This is a genomic window from Streptomyces durbertensis, from assembly GCF_014156695.1.
In the GTDB taxonomy this organism is placed as follows: Bacteria; Actinomycetota; Actinomycetes; order Streptomycetales; family Streptomycetaceae; genus Streptomyces; species Streptomyces durbertensis.
This window is the reverse complement of sequence record NZ_WMLF01000021.1, coordinates 1-25,018: the sequence shown is the minus strand read 5'-3', so window position 1 is coordinate 25,018 and position 25,018 is coordinate 1. Positions and strand designations below refer to the sequence as shown.

Sequence of the window (25,018 nt, the reverse complement as noted above, 5' to 3'; positions counted from 1 at the left end):
CTGATCGACCGCGCGGTGCAGACCCGGCACGACTCGGTGTTCCCGTGGGGCACGTTTTCGGCCAACGTCGCGGGCTGTCTGCTGCTGGGTCTGCTGCTCGGCCTGTCCGCGCACGGCGCCGCCGAATCCCCGGCGCGGCTGCTGCTGGCGGTCGGGCTGGCCGGGGCGCTGACGACGTACTCGACCTTCTCGTACGAGACGCTGCGGCTCGCCGAGAGCGGCGCGCGGCTGCTGGCGGCGGTGAACGCGGGCGGCAGCGTGCTGGCGGGCCTGGTCGCGGTGTGGCTGGGCGGCGCGTGGGGTGCCGCGCTGTCCGGGTGAGCGCGAGCGCGGGGGCGGAACGTGCAGCGGAGCGGGCGGGCGGGTCCGTCAGCCGTGTTCTCGGGCGAGCGCGCCGAGCGCGGCGTCCAGGCGGGCGGTGGCCTCGTGGGCGACGGCGCGCAGTCCGTCGAGCCCCGTGACGGTCACGAGCGCGTTGGGGTCGAGTGCCTGGACGAGGGTCCCGTCGGGCGTCGTCCGCACCACCACGTTGCAGGGGAGCAGCAGGCCCACGGTGGGGTCCACCTCCAGCGCGCGCATGGCGAGGCGCGGGTTGCAGGCTCCCAGGATCAGGTAGCCGTCGAGGTCGGCCGGTGCTTCCGGGCCGAGCTTGCTGCGGAGGACGTCGGGCACGTCGATCTCGGTGAGGACGCCGAAGCCCTGGTCGCCGAGCGCCTCGCGGACGGCGGTGACGGTGGTGGGGAAGTCGGAGCGGAGCAGGACGGTGCGGTCGTAGCGCATGGTGTGGCCCCCTGTCTACGGGTGACGTCTCGCGGTGGCGAGTGTCGGTGGCGGTCGGTGCCGGGCGGACGGGCCCGGTTGGACCGGCGGGCGGTCGGGTACCCGGGACCGGGCGGGCGGTGTGCGCCGGTGGGTTCTGCCGACTGGTGCCAGTATACCCCCGGGGGTAATGTGGAAGGCGGTCCGCTCCGACAGTCCGTTCCGGCGGGCCGTTCGACGGACCGGGCGAGCCGAGAGGAGTCGGGAGCGTGTTCTTTGTCGACACCATCGAGGTGCCGGGGCTCGGCAACCGCAGCTATCTGGCCGGCGGCGCCAGGACGGCGGTCGCCGTCGACCCGCCCCGTGACGTCGACCGGCTCCTGGGTGCTGCCGCCCGCAGAGGCGTCCGGATCTCACACGTCGTGGAGACGCACCTGCACAACGACTACGTCACCGGCGGCCTCGAACTGGCCCGGATCACCGGCGCCCGCTACCTGGTGCCCGTCGGCGCGACCGTCGCGTTCGACCGGGAGCCGGTCGCCGACGGCGATGTGGTGGACGTCGACGCCGACCTGCGGCTGCGCGCGCTGGCCACGCCCGGTCACACGCCGCACCACACCTCCTACGTGCTGGAGGACGACGGCCGTCCCGCGGCGGTGTTCACCGGCGGGTCGCTGCTGGTGGGGGCGGTCGGGCGCCCGGACCTCGTCGAGCCGCGACTGACCGAGCGGCTGGCCCGCGCCCAGCACGCCTCGGCGCGGCTGCTCGCAGACGAACTCCCCGACGGCACGTCCGTTCTGCCCACGCACGGCTTCGGCAGTTTCTGCAGCTCCGTGCAGGCGCCGGACGAGTCGACGACGATCGGCAGGGAGAAGGAGCGGAACGACGCGCTGCTCACGGACGTCGACACGTTCGTGGCAGACCTGCTGGCCGGGCTGGACGACGTGCCCGCCTACTACGCGCACATGGCGCCGAGGAACGCCGCCGGCCCGGAGCCGGTCGACCTGACCCCGCCGGAACCCGCCACACCCGAGGGGATCAGCGCCCGGCTCGCGGCCGGGGAATGGGTGGTCGACCTGCGCAACCGGGTCGCCTTCGCCGCCGGCCACGTCGCCGGAAGCTACAACTTCGAGGCGGACGGCAACCTCGCGACCTACCTGGCCTGGCTCATCCCCTGGGGGAAGCCGGTGACCCTGCTGGCCGAGTCGCCGGAGCAACTGGCCGACGCCCAGCGCGAACTCGCCCGGGTCGGCATCGACCGGCCCGCCTCGGCGGCCACCGGCGGACCGGAGCGGTGGCTGCGGGAGGGCGAGCGTGCCCGCCGGTACCGGCGCGCCACCTTCGCCGACCTCGCGCGCGTGCTCGCCGAGGAGCCCGCGGGCGGCGGCTCGGTTGTGGTGCTGGACGTGCGGCGGGACTCCGAGCGGGAGGCCGGCTATCTGCGCGGGTCGGCCCATGTGCCGGTGCACACACTGCACAAGCGGCTCGACGAGGTGCCGGCGGGCGAGGTGTGGACCCACTGCGCGAGCGGCATGCGGGCCGCCATGGCGGCGTCGATCCTGGACGCGGCGGGCCGGGACGTCGTCCTGGTGGACGACTCCTTCGACGCGGCGCCGGAGGCGGGGCTGCCGATGGTCGGCGGCTGAGAACCGCCCCGCCGCGCCCAGCGGCGTACCCCGCCCGGCGGCGCCCCGCGCCCGGCCAGGCCAGAAGGCCGCGTCACGCCAGGGACAGGAACAGCTTCTCCAGGCGTGCCTTCATCCGCTCGCGGTCCTCCTGCCCGCTCTCGCCGTCCGGTAGTTCGGTGAGGCACTGCTGGAGGCCGGTGGCGATGATCGCGAAGCCCGCCCGGTCCAGGGCGCGGGAGGCGGCGGCCAGTTGGGTGACGACCTCCTCGCAGTCCCGGCCCTCCTCGATCATCCGGATCACGCCGGAGATCTGACCCTGCGCCCGGCGCAGCCGGTTGAGTACCGCGCGCAACTCCTGGCCGGCCATGTCCAGTTCCACGACAACCACCCCCTCTTTCGAAACGAGGACAAGCATGGCAGCCCAGGTCCGCGGGTGCGGCCGCCGCCCGTCCCGGGGACGGCCGGTCAACCGGCGGACACTGCGGCACACTTGTCGGTGTGACGTCTACAACGCTGAGCAAGGGCGGGAACCTTCCGGTCGCCGCGTCCGCCGTTCGTGCCGTGCTGTCCTGGACCTCCGGGCCGTCGGTGCCCGATGTCGACGCGTCGGCGCTGCTGCTGGACGGTGGTGGACGGGTCCGCTCGGACGCCGACCTGGTCTTCTACAACCAGCCGCGGCACGCGTCGGGCGCGGTGCGGCACGAGGGGAAGCAGGGCTCCACGGACACCCTTGCCGTGGACCTCGAAAGCCTCGAACCACCGGTCGAGCGTGTGCTGTTGGGGGCCTCGGCGGACGGTGGCACCTTCGGTCAGGTGCCGGGCCTGCGGGTGGCGTTGTTCGACGCGGTGAGCGGCGCCGAGTTGGCCGCGTTCGACATGACGGCGACCACCGAGACGGCGTTTGTCGCCGGTGAGTTGTACCGGCGCGCCGGGCAGTGGAAGTTCCGCGCGGTCGGGCAGGGGTACGACAGCGGCCTGGCCGGACTGGCCACGGACTACGGGATCAGCGTGGCCGACGACGGCCCGGAGCCGCCTCCCGCCGCACCCGTCGCCCCCGCGGCGCTTCCGCCCGCCGGCGGTGACCGGTTCGCCAAGGCGGAGGAGCGGCTGCCCGTGGACATGCGGAAGCGGCTGTCCCTGCGCAAGGAGAAGGTGGCGGTCAGTCTCCGCAAGCACGGTGCCGAGAACGCCCGGGCCCGGGTCGTCCTGGTCCTGGACGCCTCCGGGTCGATGGCGGGGCTGTATTCCAAGGGCACGGTCGCCGACGTCGTGGAGCGGATGGCCGCGGTCGCCGCGCAGTTGGACGACGACGGCGCGCTGCAGGCGTGGACGTTCGCCACCCACCCGGCCCGACTGCCCGATCTTCAACTGGCGGAGCTGCCGGAGTGGTTGAGGCTGCACGTGCGGTTGGGGGCGATGAGCCTGTTCGGGCGGCCGAAGAAGGCGAAGCGCGGCCTGGAGCCCGGGCAGATCGACATGCGGCTCGTCGGTGTCCAGAACGAGGAGCAGAAGGTCATCGCCGAGGTCCGGGACTTCGTCCGGGCCAATCCGGCCGCCGACCCGACGCTGGTGCTGTTCTTCTCCGACGGCGGCGTGTACCGGAACGACCAGATCGAGAAGGAGCTGCGGGACGCGGTGGAGGAGCCGGTCTTCTGGCAGTTCGTGGGCCTCGGCCGGTCCGACTACGGGGTGCTGGAACGCCTGGACTCGCTGACCGGCCGGCGGGTGGACAACGTGGGTTTCTTCGCGGTCGACGACATCAACGAGGTGGCGGACGAGGAGCTGTACGACAGGCTGCTGTCGGAGTTCCCGCAGTGGCTGCGCAGCGCGGCCGCCGCCGGCATCCTGCCCGCCCGTTAGGGCCTGCCCGAAGGATCGACAACACACCTGAGGAGTGAGCGAGATGGCACTGAACACCTCGTCGGACCCCGGCGGCGGACCCGTCGGGCAGGCCGGCCCGCCGGAGAACCGGTCGCGCGGGCGGGACGCCGTGGTCGTGAGCCCGGGCGCGTCCGGCGGTGCCGGCGCGGCGCCGGCCGTCCGCGGGCGGACGACCATCGCGGACGGCGTGGTGGAGAAGATCGCCGGCATGGCGGCCCGGGAGGTGCCGGGTGTGCACGCGCTCGGCGGCGGCCTGGCACGGACGCTCGGCGCGGTGCGGGACCGGGTGCCCGGCGGCCGGCCGAACGTGGGGCGCGGGGTGAGGGTGGAGGTCGGGGAGCGGCAGACCGCGCTGGACCTGGACATCGTCGTGGAGTACGGGGTGCGGATCCCGGAGGTCGCCGGCGAGGTGCGGGAGAACGTGGTCGCGGCGGTGGAGCGGATGACCGGCCTGGAGGTCGTCGAGGTGAACATCGCCGTCAACGACGTCCATCTGCCGGACGACGACGAGGAGTCCGCGCCCGCCCGGGTGGAGTGAGGTCCTCTTTCCGATTCGCGCCGGTCCGCCCGCTGGGAAGCGTGGGCGGGCCGGCGTCGTCTTGCCCGGGTGGGCTTCAGATTGCCCCGGTATCCGGACAGTTGGCTCCGCTTGATGCGGGTTGGCGTGACATCTGCATGACAGACGCATGAAGTCCGACGGCCCCCCTTGCCTGATTCCTATGGCTCGGCGAATCTTTGCGCTGCGGACACGGATGTCATGTCCGCGTCTGCGATCGACCCCACATCGGCGCACCACCTGAAGAAGGAACACTGATGACAGTGATGCGTTCCCCCAGACGTAGATTGTCAGCAGCCGTCGTGGCCACCGCCGCGGCGGTCGCCCTCGGCGCGGGCGCACTCCCGGCCGTCGCCGCTGACGGCCCGGTCGGCACCATCGAGAACGCCGGGGCACCTGGTGCGATCAAGAACAGCTACCTGATCACCCTCGACGACGACGCCTCGTCGGCCGAGGGCAGGGCACTCGCCAAGAAGTACGGCGCGAAGATCAAGCACACGTACAAGACCGCCATCAACGGCCTCGCGGTCGAACTCTCCGAGAAGCAGGCGAAGAAGCTCGCCGCCGAGAAGGGCGTCGAGACCGTCGTCCAGGACCAGCGGGTGTCGATCGACGCCACCCAGACCAACCCGCCCTCCTGGGGCCTGGACCGGATCGACCAGCCGAGCCTGCCGCTGGACCAGAAGTACACCTACCCCGACCACGCCGGTCAGGGCGTCACCGCGTACATCATCGACACCGGCATCCGCCACTCCCACCAGGACTTCGGCGGCCGGGCCAAGTTCGGCTTCGACGCCTTCGGCGGTAACGGCAACGACGGCAACGGCCACGGCACCCACGTCGCCGGCACGGTCGGCGGTACCGCGTACGGCGTCGCCAAGAAGACCAACCTGGTCTCCGTGAAGGTGCTCAGCGACTCCGGCTCGGGCACCATCTCCGGCGTGGTCGCCGGCGTCGACTGGGTGGCCAACAACGCCCAGAAGCCGGCCGTGGCCAACATGAGCCTCGGCGGCGGCGCCAACAGCACGCTCGACAACGCCGTCCGCAACGCGATCGCCAAGGGCATCACGTTCGCCGTCGCGGCCGGCAACGACAACCGCGACGCCTCGGGCTACTCACCCGCGCGGGTGGGCGAGGCGCTGACGGTGGGCTCGACCACCAACACCGACGCCCGCTCGTCGTTCTCCAACTACGGCTCGATCGTGGACATCTTCGCGCCGGGCTCCAGCATCGCCTCGGCGTGGCACACCAGCGACACCGCCGTCAACACCATCTCCGGCACCTCGATGGCCGCCCCGCACGTGGCCGGCGCCGCCGCCCTCGTGCTCGGCGGAAGCCCGAACGCCACCCCGGCCCAGGTCGGCGCGGCGATCGACTCGGCGGCCGCGACCGGCAAGGTCGGCAACCCGGGCTCCGGCTCGCCGAACAAGCTGCTCCAGGTCGGCGGCGGCGGCTCGGACCCGGGCGACCCGGGTGAGCCCGGCGGCCGCTTCGAGAACACCACCGACTACCCGATCCGCGACCACTCGACGGTCGAGTCCCCGATCAGCGTGACCGGTCAGTCGGGCAACGCCCCCTCGGCGCTCAAGGTCGAGGTCGACATCAAGCACACCTGGATCGGCGACCTGCGGGTCGACCTGGTCGCCCCCAACGGCACCGTGCACCGGCTGAAGGACTACGGCACCGGTGGCAGCAGCCGCAACATCAACCAGACCTACACGGTCAACGCCTCGTCCTCGCCGGCCAACGGCACCTGGAAGCTGCGGGTGAGCGACAACGCGACCTGGGACACCGGCTACATCGACAAGTGGGCCCTGCAGTTCTGAGCCCCGTGCGACCGGTCGGCCCTGCCGGCCGGGAGTGAGTGAGCGGAAGTGAGACCCCGACCCCCGCGGCCCGCGCCGCGGGGGTCGGGCGCGTTGATGCACGACATCATCACTTCGGGTGAACGATTGGCCTTTCATTGCGAGCGGTGAGCAAGGCTTGCCAAGCTGGTCCCCACTGTCAGCCCGCCCACCGCCCAGGGGGTCACGTGTCCTTCGGTGAGCAGCCCGCCTATCTCCGCGTCGCCGGTGATCTCCGCCAGAAGATCATCGACGGCACGCTCGCGCCGCACTCCCGGCTGCCCTCCCAGGCGCGGATCCGCGCCGAGTACGGCGTCTCCGACACGGTCGCGCTGGAGGCCCGCAAGGTGCTGATGGCGGAGGGCCTGGTGGAGGGCCGCTCCGGCTCCGGCACGTACGTGCGGGACCAGCCCCGGCCGCGCCGGCTGGTGCGCAGCGGGTACCGCGTCCCCGGCGGGGTGAGCCCCTTCCGGCAGGAGCAGGCGGACGAGGAGGTCAAGGGCACCTGGGAGTCCCGCAGCCGGCAGGAGGAGGCGGCCGGGGCGATCGCCGAGCGGCTGATGGTCAAGCCGGGGGAGCGGGTGATGCGTACCCGCTACCTCTTCCGCAGCGAGGGCGAGCCGGTGATGCTCTCCACGTCCTACGAGCCGCTGGCCGTCACCGGGCGCACGCCCGTCATGCTGCCGGAGGAGGGGCCGCTGGGCGGCCAGGGCGTGGTCGAGCGGATGGCCGCCATCGGGGTGGTGGTGGACAACGTCCTGGAGGAGCTGACGAGCCGGCCCGGGCTCGCCGAGGAGATGGCGGAGCTGGGCGGGGTGGCGGGGCAGCACGTGCTGGTCATCGGGCGTACGTTCTTCGCCGGCGGGCAGCCGGTGGAGACGGCGGACGTCGTCGTGCCGGCGGACCGCTACCGGGTGGTGCACCGGCTGCCGGTCCGGTGAGCGGCGGCCCCGTCCGCAGGTAAACGATTCTGCTGGCCGAAGCTGGCCGAATCCGTATCTCCTTGTGCCAAGTCGAATGCGCTCCGTTAGGGTCACGCGTAGGCTCGGGCATATGCGGAAACAGAGGTCGTTGCAAGGTGCGCCGGCGCGCGCCCCCATAGAAGGGGTGAGGCGCCGATGAACGAGAGCGCCACGCTGCCCTGGCTGGTGATCAGACAGGACGAGGACGGCAGCCGCTACCGGGTGGGCCGCTACGCGACGCTCAACGAGGCCCAGGCCCTCGCCGAGCGCCTGGCCGCCGCACGCCCGGCGGGCGCCGCCTCCCCGCAGGACCCCGACGGCGGGAGCGCCGAGGGCGAGAGCGCCGACGGGGGCACCGGCCCCGCGCCGGACGGGCGTGACACGCCCGGGGGACAAGGCCCCGCCGGAGGGCCGCCGGTACCGGCGCCACGGCGCTACCTGGTGGAGCGTTTGGAGCACCCGGGCGGTACCGGAGCCTGACCACGTGCACAATCGGGGTGTGGGCCGCCGGCCCGCCGGCCGCCGGGCGCAGAGTGTGACCCCCACCCGACCGCGCTCGGGGACGACCACCCGAGCAGGGACGTGGCGCAGTGAGCCAGCCGGAGGACTCAGCGGACTCGCTGCTCGACGCGCTGCCCATCGGCGTGGTCATCCTCGACATCGGCGGGCGCGTGCTGCTGTGGAGCCCGACCACCGAGGACCTGCTGGGCTGGCGCGCGGAGGAGGCCGCGGGGCGTCGTTTCACGGAGTTCATGACGCTCTCCGACGGGGCCGGCGACTTCACCCTGCGTGTCTACGGCCAGCTGCGCCGCGGCCGGGTCTGGCGGGGCTTCGTCAGCGGACGGCACCGCGACGGGTACGGCGTCGACCTGCAGGCGCAGGCCGCGCTGCTGGAGGACGCCGACGGCGAGCCGTTCATTCTGGCCAACGTCGTGGAGATCAGCAGGCTGCGCGCGATCGAACACGACCTGGCCGCCCTGGACGCGCTCTTCGACTCCTCACCACTGGGCATCGCCCTCTTCGACGAGCAGAAGCGGTTCGTCCGCGTCAACAAGGCCCTCGCCGAACTCAACAGGACACCGGTGGAGGAACTGCTCGGCCGCACCGTCAAGGACGTGCTGCCCGCCTTCATGGCCGACGAGATCTACAAGGTCCAGTCCGCCGTGCTGGAGACCGGGCGCACGATCGTCGACATGGTCATGCCCGCACCCGACGGGCTCGGCGCCCGCTCGGTCTCCTACAGCCGCCTCACCGACCGCTCCGGCAACGTGCTCGGCGTCAGCTGCACGATCATGGACATCACCGAACGCCGCGAGGCACTGCGGAAGATCGACCGGGCCAGGCAGCGGCTGAAGCTGCTCGACGACGTCAGCGTGGCGCTCGGCGACCTGCTCGACGTCCGCCGCATCTCCCGCGCCCTGGCCCGCGCGCTCGTCCCGCGCTTCTCCGACTACGCCGGCGTCATGCTGCGCACCGAAGTGGTCCAGGGCGCCGAACTCCCCGAGACCGCCCCGCGCCTGGGCGTCCCCCTGCTGCAACTCGGCGTCGCCGCCAAGACCGCCGGCTCCCGCGTCGAACGCATGCTGCGCGCCGGCCAGGACGTGGCGCTCGCCCCCGACTCCTTCTTCGCCACCGTACTGCGCACCGGCCGACCCCATCTGGCCACCTCGCAACGCGAACTGCTCGACGCCACCTACCCCGGCGACCCCAAGGTGCAGGCCGCGCTCGACCTCGACATCCACTCGCTGATGTGCGTGCCGCTCAGCGCCCGCGGCATCGTGCTGGGCCTGCTGGTCATCAGCCGGGCCGGCGAACGCGAGGGGTTCGACCAGGACGACGTCACCCTCACCATGGAACTGGCGGGACGGGCCGGCGTCTCCCTGGACAACGCCCGGCTGTACGCCAGGGAGCGCGAGGGCGCGCTGATGCTGCAACGCAGTCTGCTGCCGCAGAGCGTGCCCAGCCTGCCCGGCGTCCGGGTGGGCTTCCGGTACGTGCCCGGCAGCAGCGGCACCGAGGTCGGCGGCGACTGGTTCGACGTCATCCCGCTGGCCGGCGGCCGGGTCGCCCTGGTGGTCGGCGACGTCATGGGCCACGGGCTGCGGGCCGCCGCCACCATGGGCCGGCTGCGCACCGCCGTCCGCACCCTCGCCCCGCTCGACCTGCCGCCGCACGAACTGCTGCGCCGCATCAACGACCTCGCCGACGACCTCGCCCAGGGCCCCGAGGAACCGCTCATGGCCACCTGCGTCTACGCGGTCTACGACACCTCCACCCGGCAGTGCTCCGTGGCCCTCGCCGGCCACGTCCCGCCGCTGCTCGTCCACACCCCGCCCACCGGCGGCCAGCGCCGCGCCGTGCCGCTCGACCTGCCCGCCGGCGCCCCGCTGGGCGTCGGTGACGACGTGCGCTTCGAGTCCGTCGACTTCACCGTGGAGGAGGGCGCGGTACTCGTCCTGTACACGGACGGCCTGATCGAGTCCCGGGGCGAGGACATCACCGAGGGCCTGGGCCGGCTGGTGCGCCGGCTCTCCGGCAGCGGCGAACCCTTCGACATCGAGGACACCTGCGACGACCTGCTCGGCCTGCTGACCCCCGGCGGCCGGGCGCCCAGCCAGGGCGACGACGTGGCGCTGCTCGTCGCCCAGCTCGGCGGGCTGCCGGACGACAGCTCCGCGAGCTGGACGTTCCCCACCGAGACCCGCGCCGTGCGCCGGGCCCGCCGGGAGGTGCGGGCGGTGCTGCACCGGTGGGGGCTGGACGAACTGGCCGACGAGGCCGTGCTGCTGGTCAGCGAACTCGTCACCAACTCGCTGCGCTACGCCCACGGCCCGATCGGCGTCCGCATGGTGCGCGGCAGCTCTCTGCTGGTCGAGGTGTCCGACTCGCTGCCCGACCCGCCGCGCCAGCGCGTCCCCGACCCGGACGACGAGGGCGGACGCGGCATCCAGCTCGTCGCCCAGGCGGCACGCCGCTGGGGCACCCGGCAGGGACCGGTCGGCAAGACCGTCTGGTTCGAACTCAACCTGCCCTGAACGAGGCCCGTTCGCAGCCCGCCCCGCGGCCCCGGAGGTTATGGGCTCAGGGGTTCCCGCCGGGTGGCGCCGGGGGCATGCGACGTCGCACGCCGCGCGCCGTGCGCCGGGGGCGCCCCCACCGGGCGGACGCCGGGGGTTCGACCCGGGTGCCCGTGGTTATGAGAAGGGAAGGCAGCGACGCTCACGGCGAGACGCATGTGACGCGGGATGAGATTCCGGACGCTGTCAGTAGCAGAAGCGAGAAGCGGACTTGTGGACGATGGCCAAGACGGTGTGCCGAGGCGCCGACTCCTGCAAGACTGCACCCGGGCGCGTGAGCCGGGACGACGGGGAAGGGGCTGCGTTGAGCGAGATTCCTGCCGACGCGGGCAAGCCGGACGACGTTCGCCGCGCGTTGGCGCTGCTGAACGCCGCCGGGGCACGCATGGGCAACTCCCTGGACCTGGAGCGGACCGCGCGGGAACTGCTGGACATCGCCGTCCCGCAGTTCTGCGACCTCGCCTCGGTGGACCTCTACGAGGAGGTGCTGGCCGGCGACGACCCGCACCAGGGCAGCGGCGAGGGCTCCGCCCCGCTGCGCCGCGTCGCGTTCGCCAGCGCCGTCGGCGACGGCTCCGACCCGGACACCGTGCCGCTCGGCTCCACCCACCGCTACGCGTTCGAGTCGCCCTGCGCCGCGGCCCTGCGTACCGCCCGGGTCAAGTCCCTGCACCCGGTGGAGAACCGCGACGGCGAGGCCGTGTCGGCGTTCGGCATCGTGGTGCACTCCACCCTGGCCGTGCCGATGATCGCTGGTGAACGGGTGCTGGGCCTCGTGCAGTTCTCCCGGGCCAAGGGCAGCGAGCGGTTCGGCGACCGGGACGCCGCGCTCGCCGCCGAACTGGCCGCCCGCGCGGCCGTGTGCATCGACAACGCCCGCCTGTACCGCCGCGAGCACGAACGCGCCCTGATACTCCAGCGCAGCCTGCTGCCGCCGGGCAACCCCGAGGCGGCCGGCCTGGACATCGCCTGCCGCTACCGGCCCGGCGCCGCCGCCACCGAGGTCGGCGGCGACTGGTTCGACGTCATAGGGCTCCCCGGCCACCGCACGGCGCTGGTCGTCGGCGACGTCATGGGCCGGGGGCTGCGCGCCGCCGTCGCCATGGGCGAACTGCGCACCGCCGTAAGGACGCTCGCCCTCCTCGACCTCGAACCCGCCGAGGTGCTGGAGGCGTTGGACGAGATCGCGCGCGGCCTCGGCGACACCCGCTACAGCCGCCGCGAGGACGGCGACCTGGCCGAGGTGTATCTGGCCACCTGCGTCTACGCCGTCTACGACCCGGTCTCCCGGCGCTGCACCATCGCCAACGCCGGCCATCTGCCGCCCGTCCTCGTGGAGCCCACCCGGATGCCCGGCGCCTCCCCGGCGCCGGTCCTGCTCGCCGACGTCCCCAAGGGCGTCCCGCTGGGAGTGGGCGGCGAGCCGTTCGAGCAGATCGAGATCCAGCTGCCGGACGGCGCCCTGCTGGCCCTCTACACCGACGGGCTGGTGGAGTCCCGCCACCAGTCGCTGGACGTCGGCCTGGAGACGTTCCGCAGCACCCTCGTCGACAGCAACCGCCCACTGGAGGAGGTCTGCGACGGGGTCTTCGCCGGCATCGACGTCGACGGCGACGACGACATGGCGCTGCTCCTCGCCCGGGTGCACGGTCTGCCCGGCTCCGCCGTCGGCGACTGGCGGCTGCCGGCCGAGCCCCGCTCGGTCGCCCGCGCCCGCGAGCTGGCCCGCGCTCAGCTCGCCGAGTGGGACCTGGGCGCCCTCACCGACACCACCGAGCTGCTTGTCAGCGAGCTGGTCACCAACGCGCTGCGGTACGGCGCCGGCACGATCCGGCTGCGGCTGCTGCTCGACCACTGCCTGGTGTGCGAGGTGTGGGACAGCGGGCAGGTCCAGCCGCGGCGCCGCCGCGCCCGGGACACCGACGAGGGCGGCCGCGGCCTCCAGCTCGTCGAGCTGCTGTCCGCGCGCTGGGGCAGCCGGCGGACCCCGGCGGGCAAGGCCGTCTGGTTCGAGCTGAAGCAGCCCAAGACCGCCACCTCCCGCGAGGTCGACCCGGTGCAGGCCCTGCTCGACGCGTACCCGGCGCTGTAGGGCCCCACCCGCGCCGGCCGGCGGTCGAGCGCGCGGGTGGGCTCCTGCGCCGGTCGCGATGGTCGTCCCTTCGCCGGGTGTGACGGACGGGGCCCTTCGCCGGTCGCCGGCCGGACGTCTTAGGGTGCTGGACATGGGACTTCGACTGGCCGCGACCCGGCGGCGACTCGTCGCCGGGGCCGTGGCGCTTGTGCTGCTCGGCGGGGCGGGGGCCGCCACCGCCGTGGTGACCGGCTCCCCGGAGCCCGTGCACCGCAGTGACCAGCGCCTCACCATGCCGGACGCGAGGATCGACACCTCGTTCTTCACCACCGGACCGTCCGACAGACGCCGTCCGGCCGTCCTGCTCGGCCACGGCTTCGGTGCCAACAAGGACGAACTCACCGAGCAGGCGGAGCAGTTGGCCAGAGACGGCTACGCCGTGCTGACCTGGTCCGCGCGCGGTTTCGGCAAGTCGACCGGGCGGATCGGCCTCAACGACCCCAAGGGCGAGGGCGCCGACGTGCGCCGCCTCGTGGACTGGCTCGCGGAACGCCCCGAGGTCCAGCTCGACGGCGAGGGCGACCCGAGGGTCGGGGTGACCGGCGCCTCCTACGCGGGCGCCGCCGCGCTGCTCGCCGCCGGTCAGGACAAACGCGTCGACGCCATCGCCCCGATGATCACCTACTGGGACCTCGCCGACGCGCTCTTCCCCGAGAACGTCTACAAGAAGCTCTGGGCCGGGGTCTTCTTCACCACCGGCTCCCTCGCCCCCGACGGCGACCAGCGCGGGGTGCCCGGCCGGTCCGGCGCCGACGAGAACCCCGGTGACCCGCCCCGGCGCGGCGGCGGCAACTCCGCCGAGCGCCCGCAGACCCGGCCCCACAACGGCTGCGGCCGGTTCCAGGCCGAGCTGTGCCGCATGTACGAGCGGGTCGCCGAGTCCGGCCGACCCGACGCGGAGGCGAGGAAACTGCTCGCCGAGCGCAGCCCGGCCGCGTTCGCCGACCGCATCCGGGTGCCGACGCTGCTGGTGCACGGCCAGTCCGACTCCCTCTTCCCCCTCGACCACGGCGACCGCATCGCCCGCGCGGTGAGCGGGAACGGCGCGCCCGTGGCCGTCGACTGGATCGCCGGCGGCCACGACGGCGGCGACAACGAGATCGACCGGGTCCGGCAACGCGTCACCTCCTGGTTCGACCGGCACCTGCGCGGGGACGAGTCCGTCGACACCGGACCCGCCTTCCGGGTCTCCCGCACCGGCGGCATCAACTCCACCAACGGCTCGGCGACGCTGCGCGGAGCCAGCGCCTCCGACTACCCCGGGCTGCGCGCCGGAACCGTGGACGTGCCGCTCGCCGGCCCGCAGCAGACGTTCCGCAACCCGCCGGGCGCCGGCCCGCCCTCCCTGTCGACCATTCCCGGCCTCGGCGGCGGCCTGGACCAGCTGCGGTCCTTCAACGTCAGCATCAGCCAGGACATGCCCGGCCAGTTCGCCGCCTTCCGCTCCAAGCCGCTCGAACGGTCACAGCGGATCACCGGCACACCCACCGCCACCGTCCACGTCCGCGCCTCCGGCGCCACGGACCGGACCCGGGACGGGAGCGGGACGGAGGCCGTGCTGTTCGGCAAGGTCTACGACGTCGCCCCCGACGGACGGCGGACCCTGCCCTCCCAACTCGTCAGCCCCGTACGGGTCACCGGTGCCGACGAGGGCCGGACCGTCCGGCTGCGGCTGCCCGCCGTGGACCACGAGGTCAAGGCCGGCCACCGGCTCGAACTCGTGGTGGCCTCCACCGACCTCGCCTACGCCTCCCCGCTCCAGGCCGCCGACTACACCGTGTCGCTCGCCGACCCGGCGCTGAGCGTGCCGACGGCCTCCGCCGTGCGCGCCGAGGCGGCGGCCTTCCCCTGGTGGGTCTGGGGGCTGCCGCTCGCCGGCGCCCTCGTCGCGGCCGCCCTGCTGCTCACGGCCCGGCGCGGCCGGGGCGGCCCACGCCCCGGCCGCGCCGAGACCGACCCGGAACTCGCCGACGTACCGCTGGAGATCACCGGGCTCAGCAAGCGGTACGCCGGCTCCGCCGACCGCTACGCCGTCCGCGACGTCGCCTTCCGGGTGGAGAAGGGCCAGGTCCTGGGACTGCTGGGCCCGAACGGCGCCGGCAAGACCACCACCCTGCGCATGCTGATGGGCCTCATCACCCCGGACGCGGGAGAGATCCGGATCTTCGGCCACGCGGTGCGGCCGGGTGCGCCCGTGCTCTCCCGGGTCGGCGCCTTCGTCGAGGGCGCCGGCTTCCTGCCCCATCTGAGCGGACGCGCGAACCTGGAACTGTACTGGCGGGCCACCGGCCGTCCGGCCGGGGACGCGCACGTCGAGGAGGCACTGGAGATCGCCGACCTCGGCGAGGCGCTGGACCGCGCGGTGCGCACCTACTCCCAGGGCATGCGGCAGCGGCTCGCCATCGCCCAGGCCATGCTCGGCCTGCCCGACCTGCTCATCCTCGACGAGCCCACCAACGGCCTCGACCCGCCGCAGATCCGGGAGATGCGCGAGGTCATGATCCGCTACGCGGAGACCGGCCGGACCGTCATCGTCTCCAGCCACCTCCTCTCCGAGGTCGAGCAGTCCTGCAGCCACCTGGTGGTCATGGACCGGGGCCGGCTCGTCCAGGCCGGGCCGGTCGCCGAGATCACCGGCGCCGGCGACAGCCTCCTCGTCGGCCTCGCCGGCGAGCCCGACGCCGAACGGCTGGCCAAGTACGCCGAGCAGGCGGCCGCCGTGCCCGGCGTCACCTCCGCCGAGCCGGCCCCGCCGCCCGAGGGCGGACTGCTGCTGCGGCTGGACGGCGCGACCCCCGCCGACGTGCTCGGCGCCCTGGTCGCCGCCGGCCTGCCCGTCGAGCGCTTCGGGCCCAACCGGCGCCTCGAGGACGCCTTCCTGACCATGATCGGAGGACCGTCCGCATGAACCGGCATCTGGAGGCCGCCCCGGGCTACCGGCCGGGCCACACTCTCCCCCTGCGGGTGGAGGCCGTACGGCAGCTGCGCCGCCGGCGCACGCTGGTGATGGGCGGGCTGCTGGCCGCCCTGCCGTTCATCCTGCTCATCGCCTTCGCGATCGGCGACGGCGACCGGCCCGGCCGGCGGATCACCCTGATGGACACCGCCACCGCCTCGGGACTCAACTTCGCGGCCGTCTCGCTGTTCGTCTCCGCCGGCTTCCTGCTGGTCATCCCGGTGGCGCTGTTCTGCGGCGACACCGTCGCCTCCGAGGCCGGCTGGTCCTCGCTGCGCTACCTGCTGGCGGCGCCGGTGCCCAGGTGGCGGCTGCTGTGGAGCAAGCTGGTGGTGGCACTGGCGTTCAGCGTGGCGGCCATCGTGCTGCTGCCGCTCGTCGCGCTGGCGGTCGGCACCGTCGCCTACGGCTGGGGGCCGCTGCGCATCCCCACCGGCGGCGCGCTCCCGGCCGACGAGGCGCTGCTGCGGCTCGGCCTCGCCGTGCTGTTCATCGTGCTGTCCCAGCTGGTGACCGCCGGTTTGGCGTTCTGGCTGTCCACCCGCACGGACGCGCCGCTGGGCGCGGTGGGCGGCGCGGTCGGCCTGGTCATCCTCGGCAACGTGCTGGACGCGGTCACCGCCCTGGAGGACTGGCGCGAGTTCCTGCCCGCGCACTGGCAGTTCGCCTGGCTGGACGCGCTCCAGCCGGAACTGGTGTGGGACGGCATGGTCAAGGGCACCGCCGTGTCCCTCGCCTACGCGCTGGTGCTGTTCGCACTGGCGTTCCGAGGCTTCGGACGCAAGGACGTCGTGTCCTGAGGACACGACAGGGCGCTGTGTCCTGAGGACACGACAGGGCGCTGTGTCCTGATGCGAACACTGTGACGGGTTCTTCCGGGGCCGCCAACCGGGTGGGGTTGGCGGCCCCGGCGTCGTGTCGCCGTGGTGAGCGAGGGGGCCGCCGCTACAGCTGGGGCAATAGATGTGATGAACGGCATATGTGTCCGTGTGACTCGTATGCGTGGCGCCCCGGAGGTACACCGCAAATGCCAGCCTCGCCAGCCCCCGACACCGCCTTCCGCCGGCGTTGCGTGGCCGTGCTCGCCGCCGGCGCGCTGCTGCCGCCGGTCCTCGCCGGCTGCGGCTCGGGTGACGAACCCAGTGAGGGCAAGGGAGGCGCCACCCGCGACGTCTCCGCCGTCGCCCGCGACCGCACCGCCACCGGGGGGACCCTGCGCTGGGCGGTCGACGCCATGCCCAGCACCCTCAACGCTTTCCAGTCCGACGCCGCCGAGGCCACCGACCGGATCGCCGCCGCCACGCTGCCGGCCCTCTTCACCCTCGACGCCCGCGGCGTCCCCCAGGCCAACCCGGACTACCTGAAGTCCGCCGAGGTCACCGCGCGCGAGCCGCAGCAGACCGTCGTCTACACCCTCGCCGACAAGGCCCGGTGGAACGACGGGAAGGCCATCGGCGCCGGCGACTTCGAGGCCCAGTGGAAGGCGCTCAGCGGCAGCGACAGCGCCTACTGGAGCGCCCGCAACGCCGGCTACGACCGCATCCACAAGATCGAGTCGGGGGAGAAGCCGCGGCAGGTGAAGGTCACCTTCGCCCGCCCCTACAGCGACTGGAAGTCGCTGTTCACGCCCCTGTACCCGCGTTCGGTGATGGGTGACCCCAAGGCGTTCAACGAGGCGTCGCGCACCCGCCTGCCGGCCGCCGCAGGCCCCTTCCAGCTCGCCGACGACGGCGAGCTGGGCAAGAAGGCCCGCACGGTCACCCTGGAACGCAACCCGAAGTGGTGGGGCGACCGGGCCCGGCTCGACTCGATCGTGCTCACCCCGGTCGCCCGGGGGAAGCGGGCGAAGGCGCTGGCCGAGGGCAAGCTCGACCTCGCCGAGATCGAGGCGTCGGAACTCACCAAGGTGCTCGACGGCGGCCGGGAGTCCGGCGCGGACACCCCGCCCGAGAAGGCCGCCAAGCCGGAAAAGCAGGAGAAGCCGGAGAAGAAGGCCGACAAGGACGCCGAGAAGAAGGCCGACAAGGACGCCGACAAGGACGCCGAGAAGGACGCCGACGCCGACGCCGAGACGAAGCCCGACGCGGAGGCGCCGGAAGCCGACGTCGAGGCGGAAGCCGACGTCGACGAGCAGGCCGACGGCAAGAGCGGGAAGGTGTCGGCCAAGGCCGCCGCCAAGGCCGCCGAGGCCGCGGCGAAGGCCGCCGAACAGCGCAAGAACCTCCGCGAGCTGACCGTCCGCCGCGCGCTGGGGCCGGCGTACACCCAGCTCACCATGAACGCCACCTCCGGACCGCTCCGCGACGAGCGGGTCCGCCGGGCCATCGCCCGCGCCCTGGACCGCGACAAGCTGGCGGCCGAGGCGATGCGCCCGGTGGGGCTGCCCGGCAAGCCGCTCGGCAGCCATCTGCGGCTGGCCGGCCAGGACGGCTACCACGACAGCAGCGCCGCGCTGGGCAAGCCGGGCACGGAGGCGGCCGCCGGGCTGCTGGCCTCCGCCGGCTGGAAGGGCGGTCCGCTGCCCGGCGCCCGGGCCGCCTCGGGCGCGGACGCCGAGCAGAGCGCCGAGGACGCCAAGGCCAAGGCGGCCAGGAGCACGACCGCCGACAAGGAAGGCGGCTCCCCGCACACCGTCACCGCGCCCGTCTTCGGCGGCCTCACCCACAGCTCGGCGACCGCCCACGTCGGACTGCTGCGGCAGACCGCGTACGCGGACGAGCGGGCGGCGGACGCCGCGGAGGGCGAGGGCGGCGAACGTCTCACCGCGCTGCGGGACCGGGCCGACGAGTCCCGGAAGGCGGCGGACGAGGCGTACCGGGCGCTGTCGCGGTTCGTCGGCGGGCTGCTGCGCGCCGAGGGCAGCCTGGTGCGGGCGAAGGAGGGCAAGGAGCTGGTGCTGCGCATGGTGCTGCCGGCCGGCCCGGGCTCCGAGCAGCTGCGCTCCACGGGCCACCGCATCGCCTACATGCTGGAGCGCGTCGGGGTGCGCACCGAACTCCAGCAGGTCCGTGACGAGTCGTACTTCGCCGACCACATCGCCTCCGGCGACTTCGACCTGGCGTTGTTCTCCTGGCCGGTGAGCGCCTTCCCGGTGACCGACGCCCGCCCGGTCTTCGCCAAGCCGGTGCCGGCGCCGAACGGGACGCTGATGATCGAGCAGAACTACTCCCGCGTCGGCACCGACCAGATCGACCTGCTCTTCGAGCAGGCGGCGAACGAGCTGGACGACCGGGCCCGCCAGGACCTGCTGCGGCGGATCGACGCCCGGGTGTGGGCGGTGGCCGGCTCGGTGCCGCTGTACCAGCGGCCGGAGCTGGTCGCGGTGAACAAGAAGCTGGTCAACGCGGGTGCCTTCGGCTTCGAGACCCCCCGCTACCAGGACATCGCCTACCGCTCCTGAGTACGCGCCGACCGCGGCGGGACACCGGCCCGGGCGGGACGGACACGGTCCGTCCCGCCGGGCTCGCGCCGCTCCCGACACCCGCCCGGCGAGCGGCCGGGGAGGAGCGTTGCCCGTACGGGCCGTAACATGGGAGAGCCTGGCCGTGGCAGATGATCAGTCCGGCGGGCGCGTGACCCGGAAGGTTGCGCAGCATCCACGACACCCCGGAGAAGCGGCCGCTAGCCATGCCCACGCGCAACGACATCCGTAACGTCGCCATCGTCGCCCACGTCGACCACGGCAAGACCACCCTCGTCGACGCCATGCTCAAGCAGGCCGGCGCCTTCGCCGCCCACCAGCAGGTGGACGACCGGGTGATGGACTCCAACGACCTCGAACGCGAGAAGGGCATCACCATTCTCGCGAAGAACACCGCGGTGAAGTACCACCCCAAGGGCGGTGGCGGCCCGGTGACGATCAACATCATCGACACCCCGGGCCACGCCGACTTCGGTGGCGAGGTCGAGCGCGGTCTGTCGATGGTCGACGCGGTGGTGCTGCTGGTGGACGCCTCCGAGGGCCCGCTGCCGCAGACCCGGTTCGTGCTGCGCAAGGCGCTCCAGGCGAAGCTGCCCGTGATCCTGTGCATCAACAAGACCGACCGCAGCGACTCGCGGATCGCCGAGGTCGTCGACGAGACGTACGACCTGTTCCTGGACCTGGACGCGACCGAGGACCAGATCGAGTTCCCGATCGTCTACGCCTGCGCCCGCGACGGCATCGCCTCGCTGACCAAGCCGGAGGACGGCACCGTCCCGGCTGACAGCGACAGCCTGGAGCCGTTCTTCACCACGCTGCTGGAGACCGTGCCGGCGCCCTCGTACGAGGAGAACGCCCCGCTCCAGGCGCACGTCACCAACCTGGACGCGGACAACTTCCTGGGCCGTATCGCCCTGTGCCGGGTGCAGCAGGGCACGCTCCGCAAGGGCCAGACGGTCGCGTGGATGAAGCGCGACGGCTCGGTCCAGAACGTCAGGATCACCGAGCTGCTGATGACGGACGCGCTCACCCGCAAGCCGGCCGAGGAGGCCGGCCCCGGTGACATCTGCGCGGTCGCCGGCATCGCGGACATCATGATCGGCGAGACGCTGGCCGACCCGGAGAACCCGATCGCGCTGCCGCTGATCCAGGTGGACGAGCCGGCCATCTCGATGACCATCGGCACCAACACCTCGCCGCTGGTCGGCAAGGGCGGCAAGGGCCACAAGGTGACCGCCCGCCTGGTGAAGGACCGGCTGGACCGCGAGCTGATCGGTAACGTCTCGCTGCGGGTGCTGCCGACCGAGCGCCCGGACGCCTGGGAGGTCCAGGGCCGGGGCGAGCTGGCGCTGGCGATCCTGGTGGAGACGATGCGCCGGGAGGGCTTCGAGCTGACCGTCGGCAAGCCGCAGGTGGTCACCAAGGAGGTCGACGGCAAGCTCTACGAGCCGGTCGAGCGGATGACCATCGACGCCCCCGACGAGTTCCTGGGCGCGATCACGCAGCTCATGGCGTCCCGCAAGGGCCGCATGGAGACGATGACCAACCACGGTTCCGGCTGGGTGCGGATGGAGTTCATCGTGCCCTCGCGCGGCCTGATCGGCTTCCGTACCGAGTTCCTGACGGAGACCCGTGGCACGGGTATCGCGCACTCCATCTCCGAGGGGCACGAGCCGTGGTTCGGCGAGCTGCGCACCCGCCGCAGCGGCTCCCTGGTGGCCGACCGGGCCGGCGTCGCGACACCGTTCGCGATGCTTAACCTCCAGGAGCGCGGCGTGATCTTCGTCGAGCCCACCACCGAGGTCTACGAGGGCATGATCGTCGGTGAGAACTCGCGCTCCGACGACATGGACGTGAACATCACCAAGGAGAAGAAGCTCACCAACATGCGGGCCGCGTCGGCCGACACCACGGAGAACCTGGTGCCGCCGCGCAAGCTCTCGCTCGAGCAGTCGCTGGAGTTCTGCCGCGAGGACGAGTGCATCGAGGTGACCCCGGACGCCGTTCGCATCCGCAAGGTCGTGCTGGACCAGAAGGAGCGGGCGCGCGCGCTGTCGCGCTCCAAGCGCTGACCCCACCGTTCCTTGTTACTGCGCTGTTCCAGCGGGTGCATACCGCGGCAATTCTGGCCAGGGCGCTTGATGATTCATCGGTGCTCCGTTGGGGTCGTCAGCTTGGAGTACTGTCGACCCCAACGGAGTCCGCGCCTCCGGTCATATGCTCGCGAACTAGGGCGTGTCTCTTTGACCGGTTGGTCAGTTGATCGGATGTGTCTGTCCGATTAGTGAGCTTCTTCGAGATGGCCACCGATCAGGTGACTTCCTGCGACCGCAACGAGCGAGGCCCCCGGGCTGTTGATCGAGATGTCTGACGTCTCAATCACCTTGCTCGGGGGCCTCGTTGGTCATGCATCCTGCCGCACTCGACCTGCCGCAACACGCACTCGTGGAGTGGGTCACCATGCTGATCGTCACCCGTGAGGGCGACCGGCGCTGCAAGCTCCGCCCGTCCCAGCGCGCGATGGTGGCACTGGTGTACCTGCGCGAACACACCACCCTGGCGAAGATCGCCGCCGGGTTCGGCATCAGCGAATCCACCGCCCACGCCTACACCAACGCCGTCATCCACCTGCTCGCCGCACGTGCACCGGGCCTGCTCAAGACGCTGCGTGAGCACGAACCCGACTTCGTCCTGCTCGACGGCACCCTCGCCGAATGCGACCGGGTCGGCGACGGCCGGGCCGACTACTCCCACAAACACCGCCGCCACGGCGTGAACGTGTAGGTCGTCACCGATCCCGACGGTCGACTGCTGTGGCTCTCACCCGCCCTGCCGGGCCGCACCCACGACCTGACCTCCCCCAGCCTCCGGCCGGGGGCACCCCCAGCCCGCACCCACCGGATCATCCGGACCTGCGAGCGCCAGGGCGTTCCCATCGTGGCCGATCTCGCCTACCAGGGCGGCGGCCCCTGGCTGACCACTGGCATCAACGCAAGCCCTTACAGGAACTGACCCCCACCGACAAGACCCGCAACCGTGCCCTGGCCGCAGCACGCGCACCCGTCGAACGCGGCGTCGCCCGCCTGAAGTCCTGGCGGATCTTCCGCAGGTCTCGCTGCAGCCCCAACCGCATGACGTCAATCGCCAAGGCCGTCCTCACACTGGAGTTGCAACGCTGAAGAAGCTCAGTGATCACTGACGCGATGTGGGCCCGGATCGAGCCGCTGATGCCGGCCGATCCGGTCCGCGGTCGGCGATGGGCGGATCACCGCCGAACCTTGAAAGCCATCGCGTGGAAGTACCGAACCTGCTCGCCCTGGCGGGACCTGCCGGACGAGCTCGGCTCGTTCCAGACTGCTCATAAACGCCTGATCAGGTGGGCCGTAGACGGCACCTGGGAACGCATCCTCGCCGCAGTCCTGGCAGCAGCCGACGCTGACGCCGACCTCGGCTGGACCGTGTCGGTGGACTCCACCGTCTGCCGTGCTCACCACCATGCTGCCGGTGCCAGGAAAAGGGGGCACCAGGCCGGGCCGAACCCGACGACCATGCCCTCGGACGCTCGCGCGGCGGCCTGAGTACGAAAGTTCACCTCGCCAGCGACAGCCGTGCACGGCCTCTGGCTCTTCACGTCACCGCAGGTCAGGCTGGCGACGCCCCAACCTTCGAGACCGTTATGGCAGGCATCGGGTCTGCTGCAGTTTGAGGTGACAGGTGGGGTTACGCGGCTTGGGTCAGCTGCGTGGGGTTGATAATCTCGTATTCGATGGGGGTCAGCATGCTGCGGGAGCGTTGGCGTCTTCGGCGGTGGTAGGTCCTTTCCATCCAGGTCACGATCGCCATCCGGAGTTCTCCGCGAGTGGCCCAGGGCCGGCGGTCAAGGACGTTCTTCTGGAGCAGCGCGAAGAACGATTCCATGGCCGCGTTGTCCGCGCTCGACGCGACCCGCCCCATGGAACCGATCAACTCGTGTCGGTTCAGGGCTTTCTGGGTCTTCTTCGCGCGGAGCTGGCTGCCGCGGTCCGAGTGGACCACGCATCCCGCGACCTTCTGCCGGCGGCCTTCCGCATCGCGACCGCGTTGTTGATCGCGTTCACCGCCAGTCTGGATTTCATGCGGTCGTCGATCGCGTAGCCGACGATACGGCCGGAAGCGACGTCCTTGACCGCACAGAGGTACAGCTTTCCCTCCGCGGTGGCATGCTCGGTGATGTCGGTCAGCCACAGCTCGTTCAGGCCGGCGGCGGTGAACTTCCGCTGGACGAGGTCGTCATGGACCGCCGGCCCCGGACGCCGCCTGGCGGCCTTGGCCTTGCCGAAGCGGGAGAACCACCCCGCCCGCGAGCACAGGCGCCACGCGGTCCGCTCGGCCATGGCCTCACCTGCGGCTCTGGCCTCATCGGCAAGGAGTCGGTAGCCGAACTCGGGATCTTCCTCGTGCGCGGTGAGCAGAGCGTGGGCGCGGTATGCCTCGGTGTAGTCGGCATCGGTCACCGGCTTGTCCAGCCAGCGGTAGTAGGGCTGGCGGGCGATCCCCAGAACCTTGCACGTCACCGCCACGGGAATGTTGTCGGCGGCCAGTTCACGGACGAGCGGGTAGATCATTTTCCCGGCAGATGCGCCTGCGAGAGATTACGCCGCGGCCCTCCGCAGGACTTCATTCTCCTGCTCCAACTGCCTGATCCTGCGGCGCGCTTCACGCAGATCCGCATCCTCCGCAACCGAGGCGTCAGCAGCGGCGCGGGGGCGTTCGTCGCGCTCGCTCTCACGGAGCCAGGAGTTCAGCGTGGACGCGTTGATCCCGAAATCCTTCGCGACCTGGGCGAGCGTGGTCCCCGGCTCACGATTCCGGGCCACACGCACCACATCATCCCGGAACTCACGCGGGTACGGCTTGGGCATAACGACATCCTCCCAGCCCGCCTCCCGGCAGGCTATGACAGGTGTCACCTATCCCTGCAGCAGACCCCTGCCGCTGGCCGACCGCGTGCTCCTGGTCGCGGTGTACTACCGCACCAACCTCACGATGCGGCAGGTCGCCCCACTGTTCGGCATCTCGGTGGCCGCAGTCGGACGGATCATCGACCGTCACGCGCCCTGGCTCGCGCTCCAGCCGCTGCGGCGACGCCCGAAGCGACACGAGGTGCTGATCGTGGACGGCACCTTGGTCCCCACCCGCGATCGCGCCGTGGCAGCGCCGTCGAAGAACTACCCGCTACTCGACGAACCTCCAGGTCGTCATCCAGGCGGACACCCGTCTGGTGTTCACCGTCGGCGACCCGCTGCCGGGCAACCGCAACGACTGCACCGCCTTCCACGCCTCGGGTGCCGAAGCGGCCTGCGGGGAAGCGATAGTGGTTGCCGACGGCGGCTACCAGGGCACCAGCGCGATCATCCCGCACCGCCGCAGACCCGGACAGGCCCACCTTCCGGGCTGGAAAGAGGAGCACAACGCCTCCCACCGCCGGGTGCGAGCCCGCGTCGAGCACGTCTTCGCGCGCATGAAGACCTGGAAGATCCTCCGCGACTGCCGCCGCCGCGGCAACGGCGTCTACTGGGCCGCCACCGGCATCGCCCACATGCACAACCTCGCCCACAGCTGACCCCTTACGAGACAACCTTTAGGCCGCATGACCACCTTCCTGCGTGCCCGTGGCGAATTAGCGGCCAGGCCTAGCCTCGCGCTTTCATGAAGCGGTCTGTCCGACGGGTGGTCAGGTAAGCGAGAAGTGCCTCTGACCAGCAAGAATGAGGATTGTCGAGGTCCTTGTTTCTGCCACCGTCGGAGGCACTTCCCAGGT

At 72.1% G+C, this 25,018-nt stretch carries 13 protein-coding genes and 6 pseudogenes; 16 read left to right on the top strand and 3 right to left on the bottom strand.

The genetic code is table 11. The features are described 5' to 3' along the window. Positions 1-321 (top strand): fluoride efflux transporter FluC (locus GL263_RS02750; RefSeq protein WP_182853920.1); only part of this gene is annotated, 321 nt, incomplete at its 5' end. Between the two features lie 48 nt (positions 322-369). Here the strand turns inward: GL263_RS02750 and GL263_RS02745 are convergent. After that, on the bottom strand, positions 370-780 hold the full coding sequence (locus tag GL263_RS02745; protein WP_182853919.1) for a DUF302 domain-containing protein: 411 nt from the start codon (positions 778-780) through the stop codon (positions 370-372). A gap of 248 nt (positions 781-1,028) precedes the next feature. On the opposite strand from GL263_RS02745, the gene GL263_RS02740 reads away from it, so the two are divergent. Continuing rightward, a complete protein-coding gene (locus GL263_RS02740; protein WP_182853918.1) occupies positions 1,029-2,405 on the top strand; it encodes an MBL fold metallo-hydrolase in 1,377 nt (458 codons plus the stop codon). A gap of 73 nt (positions 2,406-2,478) precedes the next feature. On the opposite strand, the gene GL263_RS02735 is transcribed toward GL263_RS02740, so the two are convergent. Then, positions 2,479-2,766 carry a metal-sensitive transcriptional regulator gene (locus GL263_RS02735; protein WP_182853917.1) on the bottom strand — a complete coding sequence of 96 codons (288 nt, stop codon included), beginning with the start codon at positions 2,764-2,766 and terminating at the stop codon, positions 2,479-2,481. A 119-nt stretch (positions 2,767-2,885) separates the two neighbouring features. On the opposite strand from GL263_RS02735, the gene GL263_RS02730 reads away from it, so the two are divergent. The 13 genes and pseudogenes from GL263_RS02730 to GL263_RS02670 form a co-directional block, all read left to right on the top strand. Continuing rightward, on the top strand, positions 2,886-4,247 hold the full coding sequence (locus GL263_RS02730) for a VWA domain-containing protein (protein ID WP_500294560.1): 1,362 nt from the start codon (positions 2,886-2,888) through the stop codon (positions 4,245-4,247). 43 nt (positions 4,248-4,290) lie between these two features. Beyond that, the gene (locus GL263_RS02725) at positions 4,291-4,806 is read left to right on the top strand and encodes an Asp23/Gls24 family envelope stress response protein (RefSeq protein WP_182853916.1); all 516 of its coding nucleotides are present in this window, start codon (positions 4,291-4,293) and stop codon (positions 4,804-4,806) included. 275 nt (positions 4,807-5,081) lie between these two features. After that, positions 5,082-6,650: a S8 family peptidase gene (locus GL263_RS02720; protein WP_182853915.1), complete on the top strand. Its 1,569-nt coding sequence runs from the start codon at positions 5,082-5,084 to the stop codon at positions 6,648-6,650. Between the two features lie 206 nt (positions 6,651-6,856). Beyond that, complete coding sequence (locus GL263_RS02715; protein ID WP_182853914.1) at positions 6,857-7,609, top strand: GntR family transcriptional regulator; 753 nt, start codon at positions 6,857-6,859, stop codon at positions 7,607-7,609. A 177-nt stretch (positions 7,610-7,786) separates the two neighbouring features. Beyond that, positions 7,787-7,903 (top strand): annotated as a pseudogene (locus tag GL263_RS02710) (SPOR domain-containing protein); the annotation flags it as partial. Between the two features lie 317 nt (positions 7,904-8,220). Further along, entirely contained in the window at positions 8,221-10,665 is a 2,445-nt protein-coding gene (locus tag GL263_RS02705) for a SpoIIE family protein phosphatase (RefSeq protein WP_182853913.1), read from the top strand. Between the two features lie 382 nt (positions 10,666-11,047). Then, positions 11,048-12,799: pseudogene (locus GL263_RS02700) on the top strand (ATP-binding SpoIIE family protein phosphatase); the annotation flags it as partial. Positions 12,800-12,932: 133 nt separating this feature from the next. Next, entirely contained in the window at positions 12,933-15,749 is a 2,817-nt protein-coding gene (locus tag GL263_RS02695) for a CocE/NonD family hydrolase (RefSeq protein ID WP_182853911.1), read from the top strand. Continuing rightward, positions 15,746-16,597, top strand: coding sequence for an ABC transporter permease (locus tag GL263_RS02690; protein ID WP_182853910.1), 852 nt, complete (start codon positions 15,746-15,748; stop codon positions 16,595-16,597). Before GL263_RS02695 ends, GL263_RS02690 begins: the two co-directional genes overlap by 4 nt. Positions 16,598-16,824: 227 nt before the next feature. Next, positions 16,825-19,197, top strand: a complete 2,373-nt coding sequence (locus GL263_RS02685) for an ABC transporter family substrate-binding protein (RefSeq protein WP_182853909.1) — start codon at positions 16,825-16,827, stop codon at positions 19,195-19,197. 227 nt (positions 19,198-19,424) lie between these two features. Then, a complete protein-coding gene (gene typA, locus GL263_RS02680; RefSeq protein ID WP_182853908.1) occupies positions 19,425-21,290 on the top strand; it encodes a translational GTPase TypA in 1,866 nt (621 codons plus the stop codon). Positions 21,291-21,618: 328 nt separating this feature from the next. Then, positions 21,619-22,397, top strand: a pseudogene (locus tag GL263_RS02675) (transposase). 24 nt (positions 22,398-22,421) lie between these two features. Next, positions 22,422-22,906 (top strand): annotated as a pseudogene (locus GL263_RS02670) (IS5 family transposase); the annotation flags it as partial. A gap of 32 nt (positions 22,907-22,938) precedes the next feature. On the opposite strand, the pseudogene GL263_RS02665 reads toward GL263_RS02670, so the two are convergent. After that, positions 22,939-24,119 (bottom strand): annotated as a pseudogene (locus GL263_RS02665) (IS3 family transposase). A gap of 34 nt (positions 24,120-24,153) precedes the next feature. On the opposite strand from GL263_RS02665, the pseudogene GL263_RS02660 reads away from it, so the two are divergent. Further along, positions 24,154-24,820 (top strand): annotated as a pseudogene (locus tag GL263_RS02660) (transposase). The last annotated feature ends 198 nt before the right edge of the window (positions 24,821-25,018 follow it).

Coding starts and splice junctions, on each gene's coding strand:
- GL263_RS02745 (WP_182853919.1), bottom strand. CDS start 780: ATGCGCTACGACCGCACCGTCCTGCTCCGCTCCGACTTCCCCACCACC.
- GL263_RS02725 (WP_182853916.1), top strand. CDS start 4,291: ATGGCACTGAACACCTCGTCGGACCCCGGCGGCGGACCCGTCGGGCAG.
- GL263_RS02720 (WP_182853915.1), top strand. CDS start 5,082: ATGACAGTGATGCGTTCCCCCAGACGTAGATTGTCAGCAGCCGTCGTG.
- GL263_RS02695 (WP_182853911.1), top strand. CDS start 12,933: ATGGGACTTCGACTGGCCGCGACCCGGCGGCGACTCGTCGCCGGGGCC.
- GL263_RS02690 (WP_182853910.1), top strand. CDS start 15,746: ATGAACCGGCATCTGGAGGCCGCCCCGGGCTACCGGCCGGGCCACACT.
- GL263_RS02685 (WP_182853909.1), top strand. CDS start 16,825: ATGCCAGCCTCGCCAGCCCCCGACACCGCCTTCCGCCGGCGTTGCGTG.
- typA (WP_182853908.1), top strand. CDS start 19,425: ATGCCCACGCGCAACGACATCCGTAACGTCGCCATCGTCGCCCACGTC.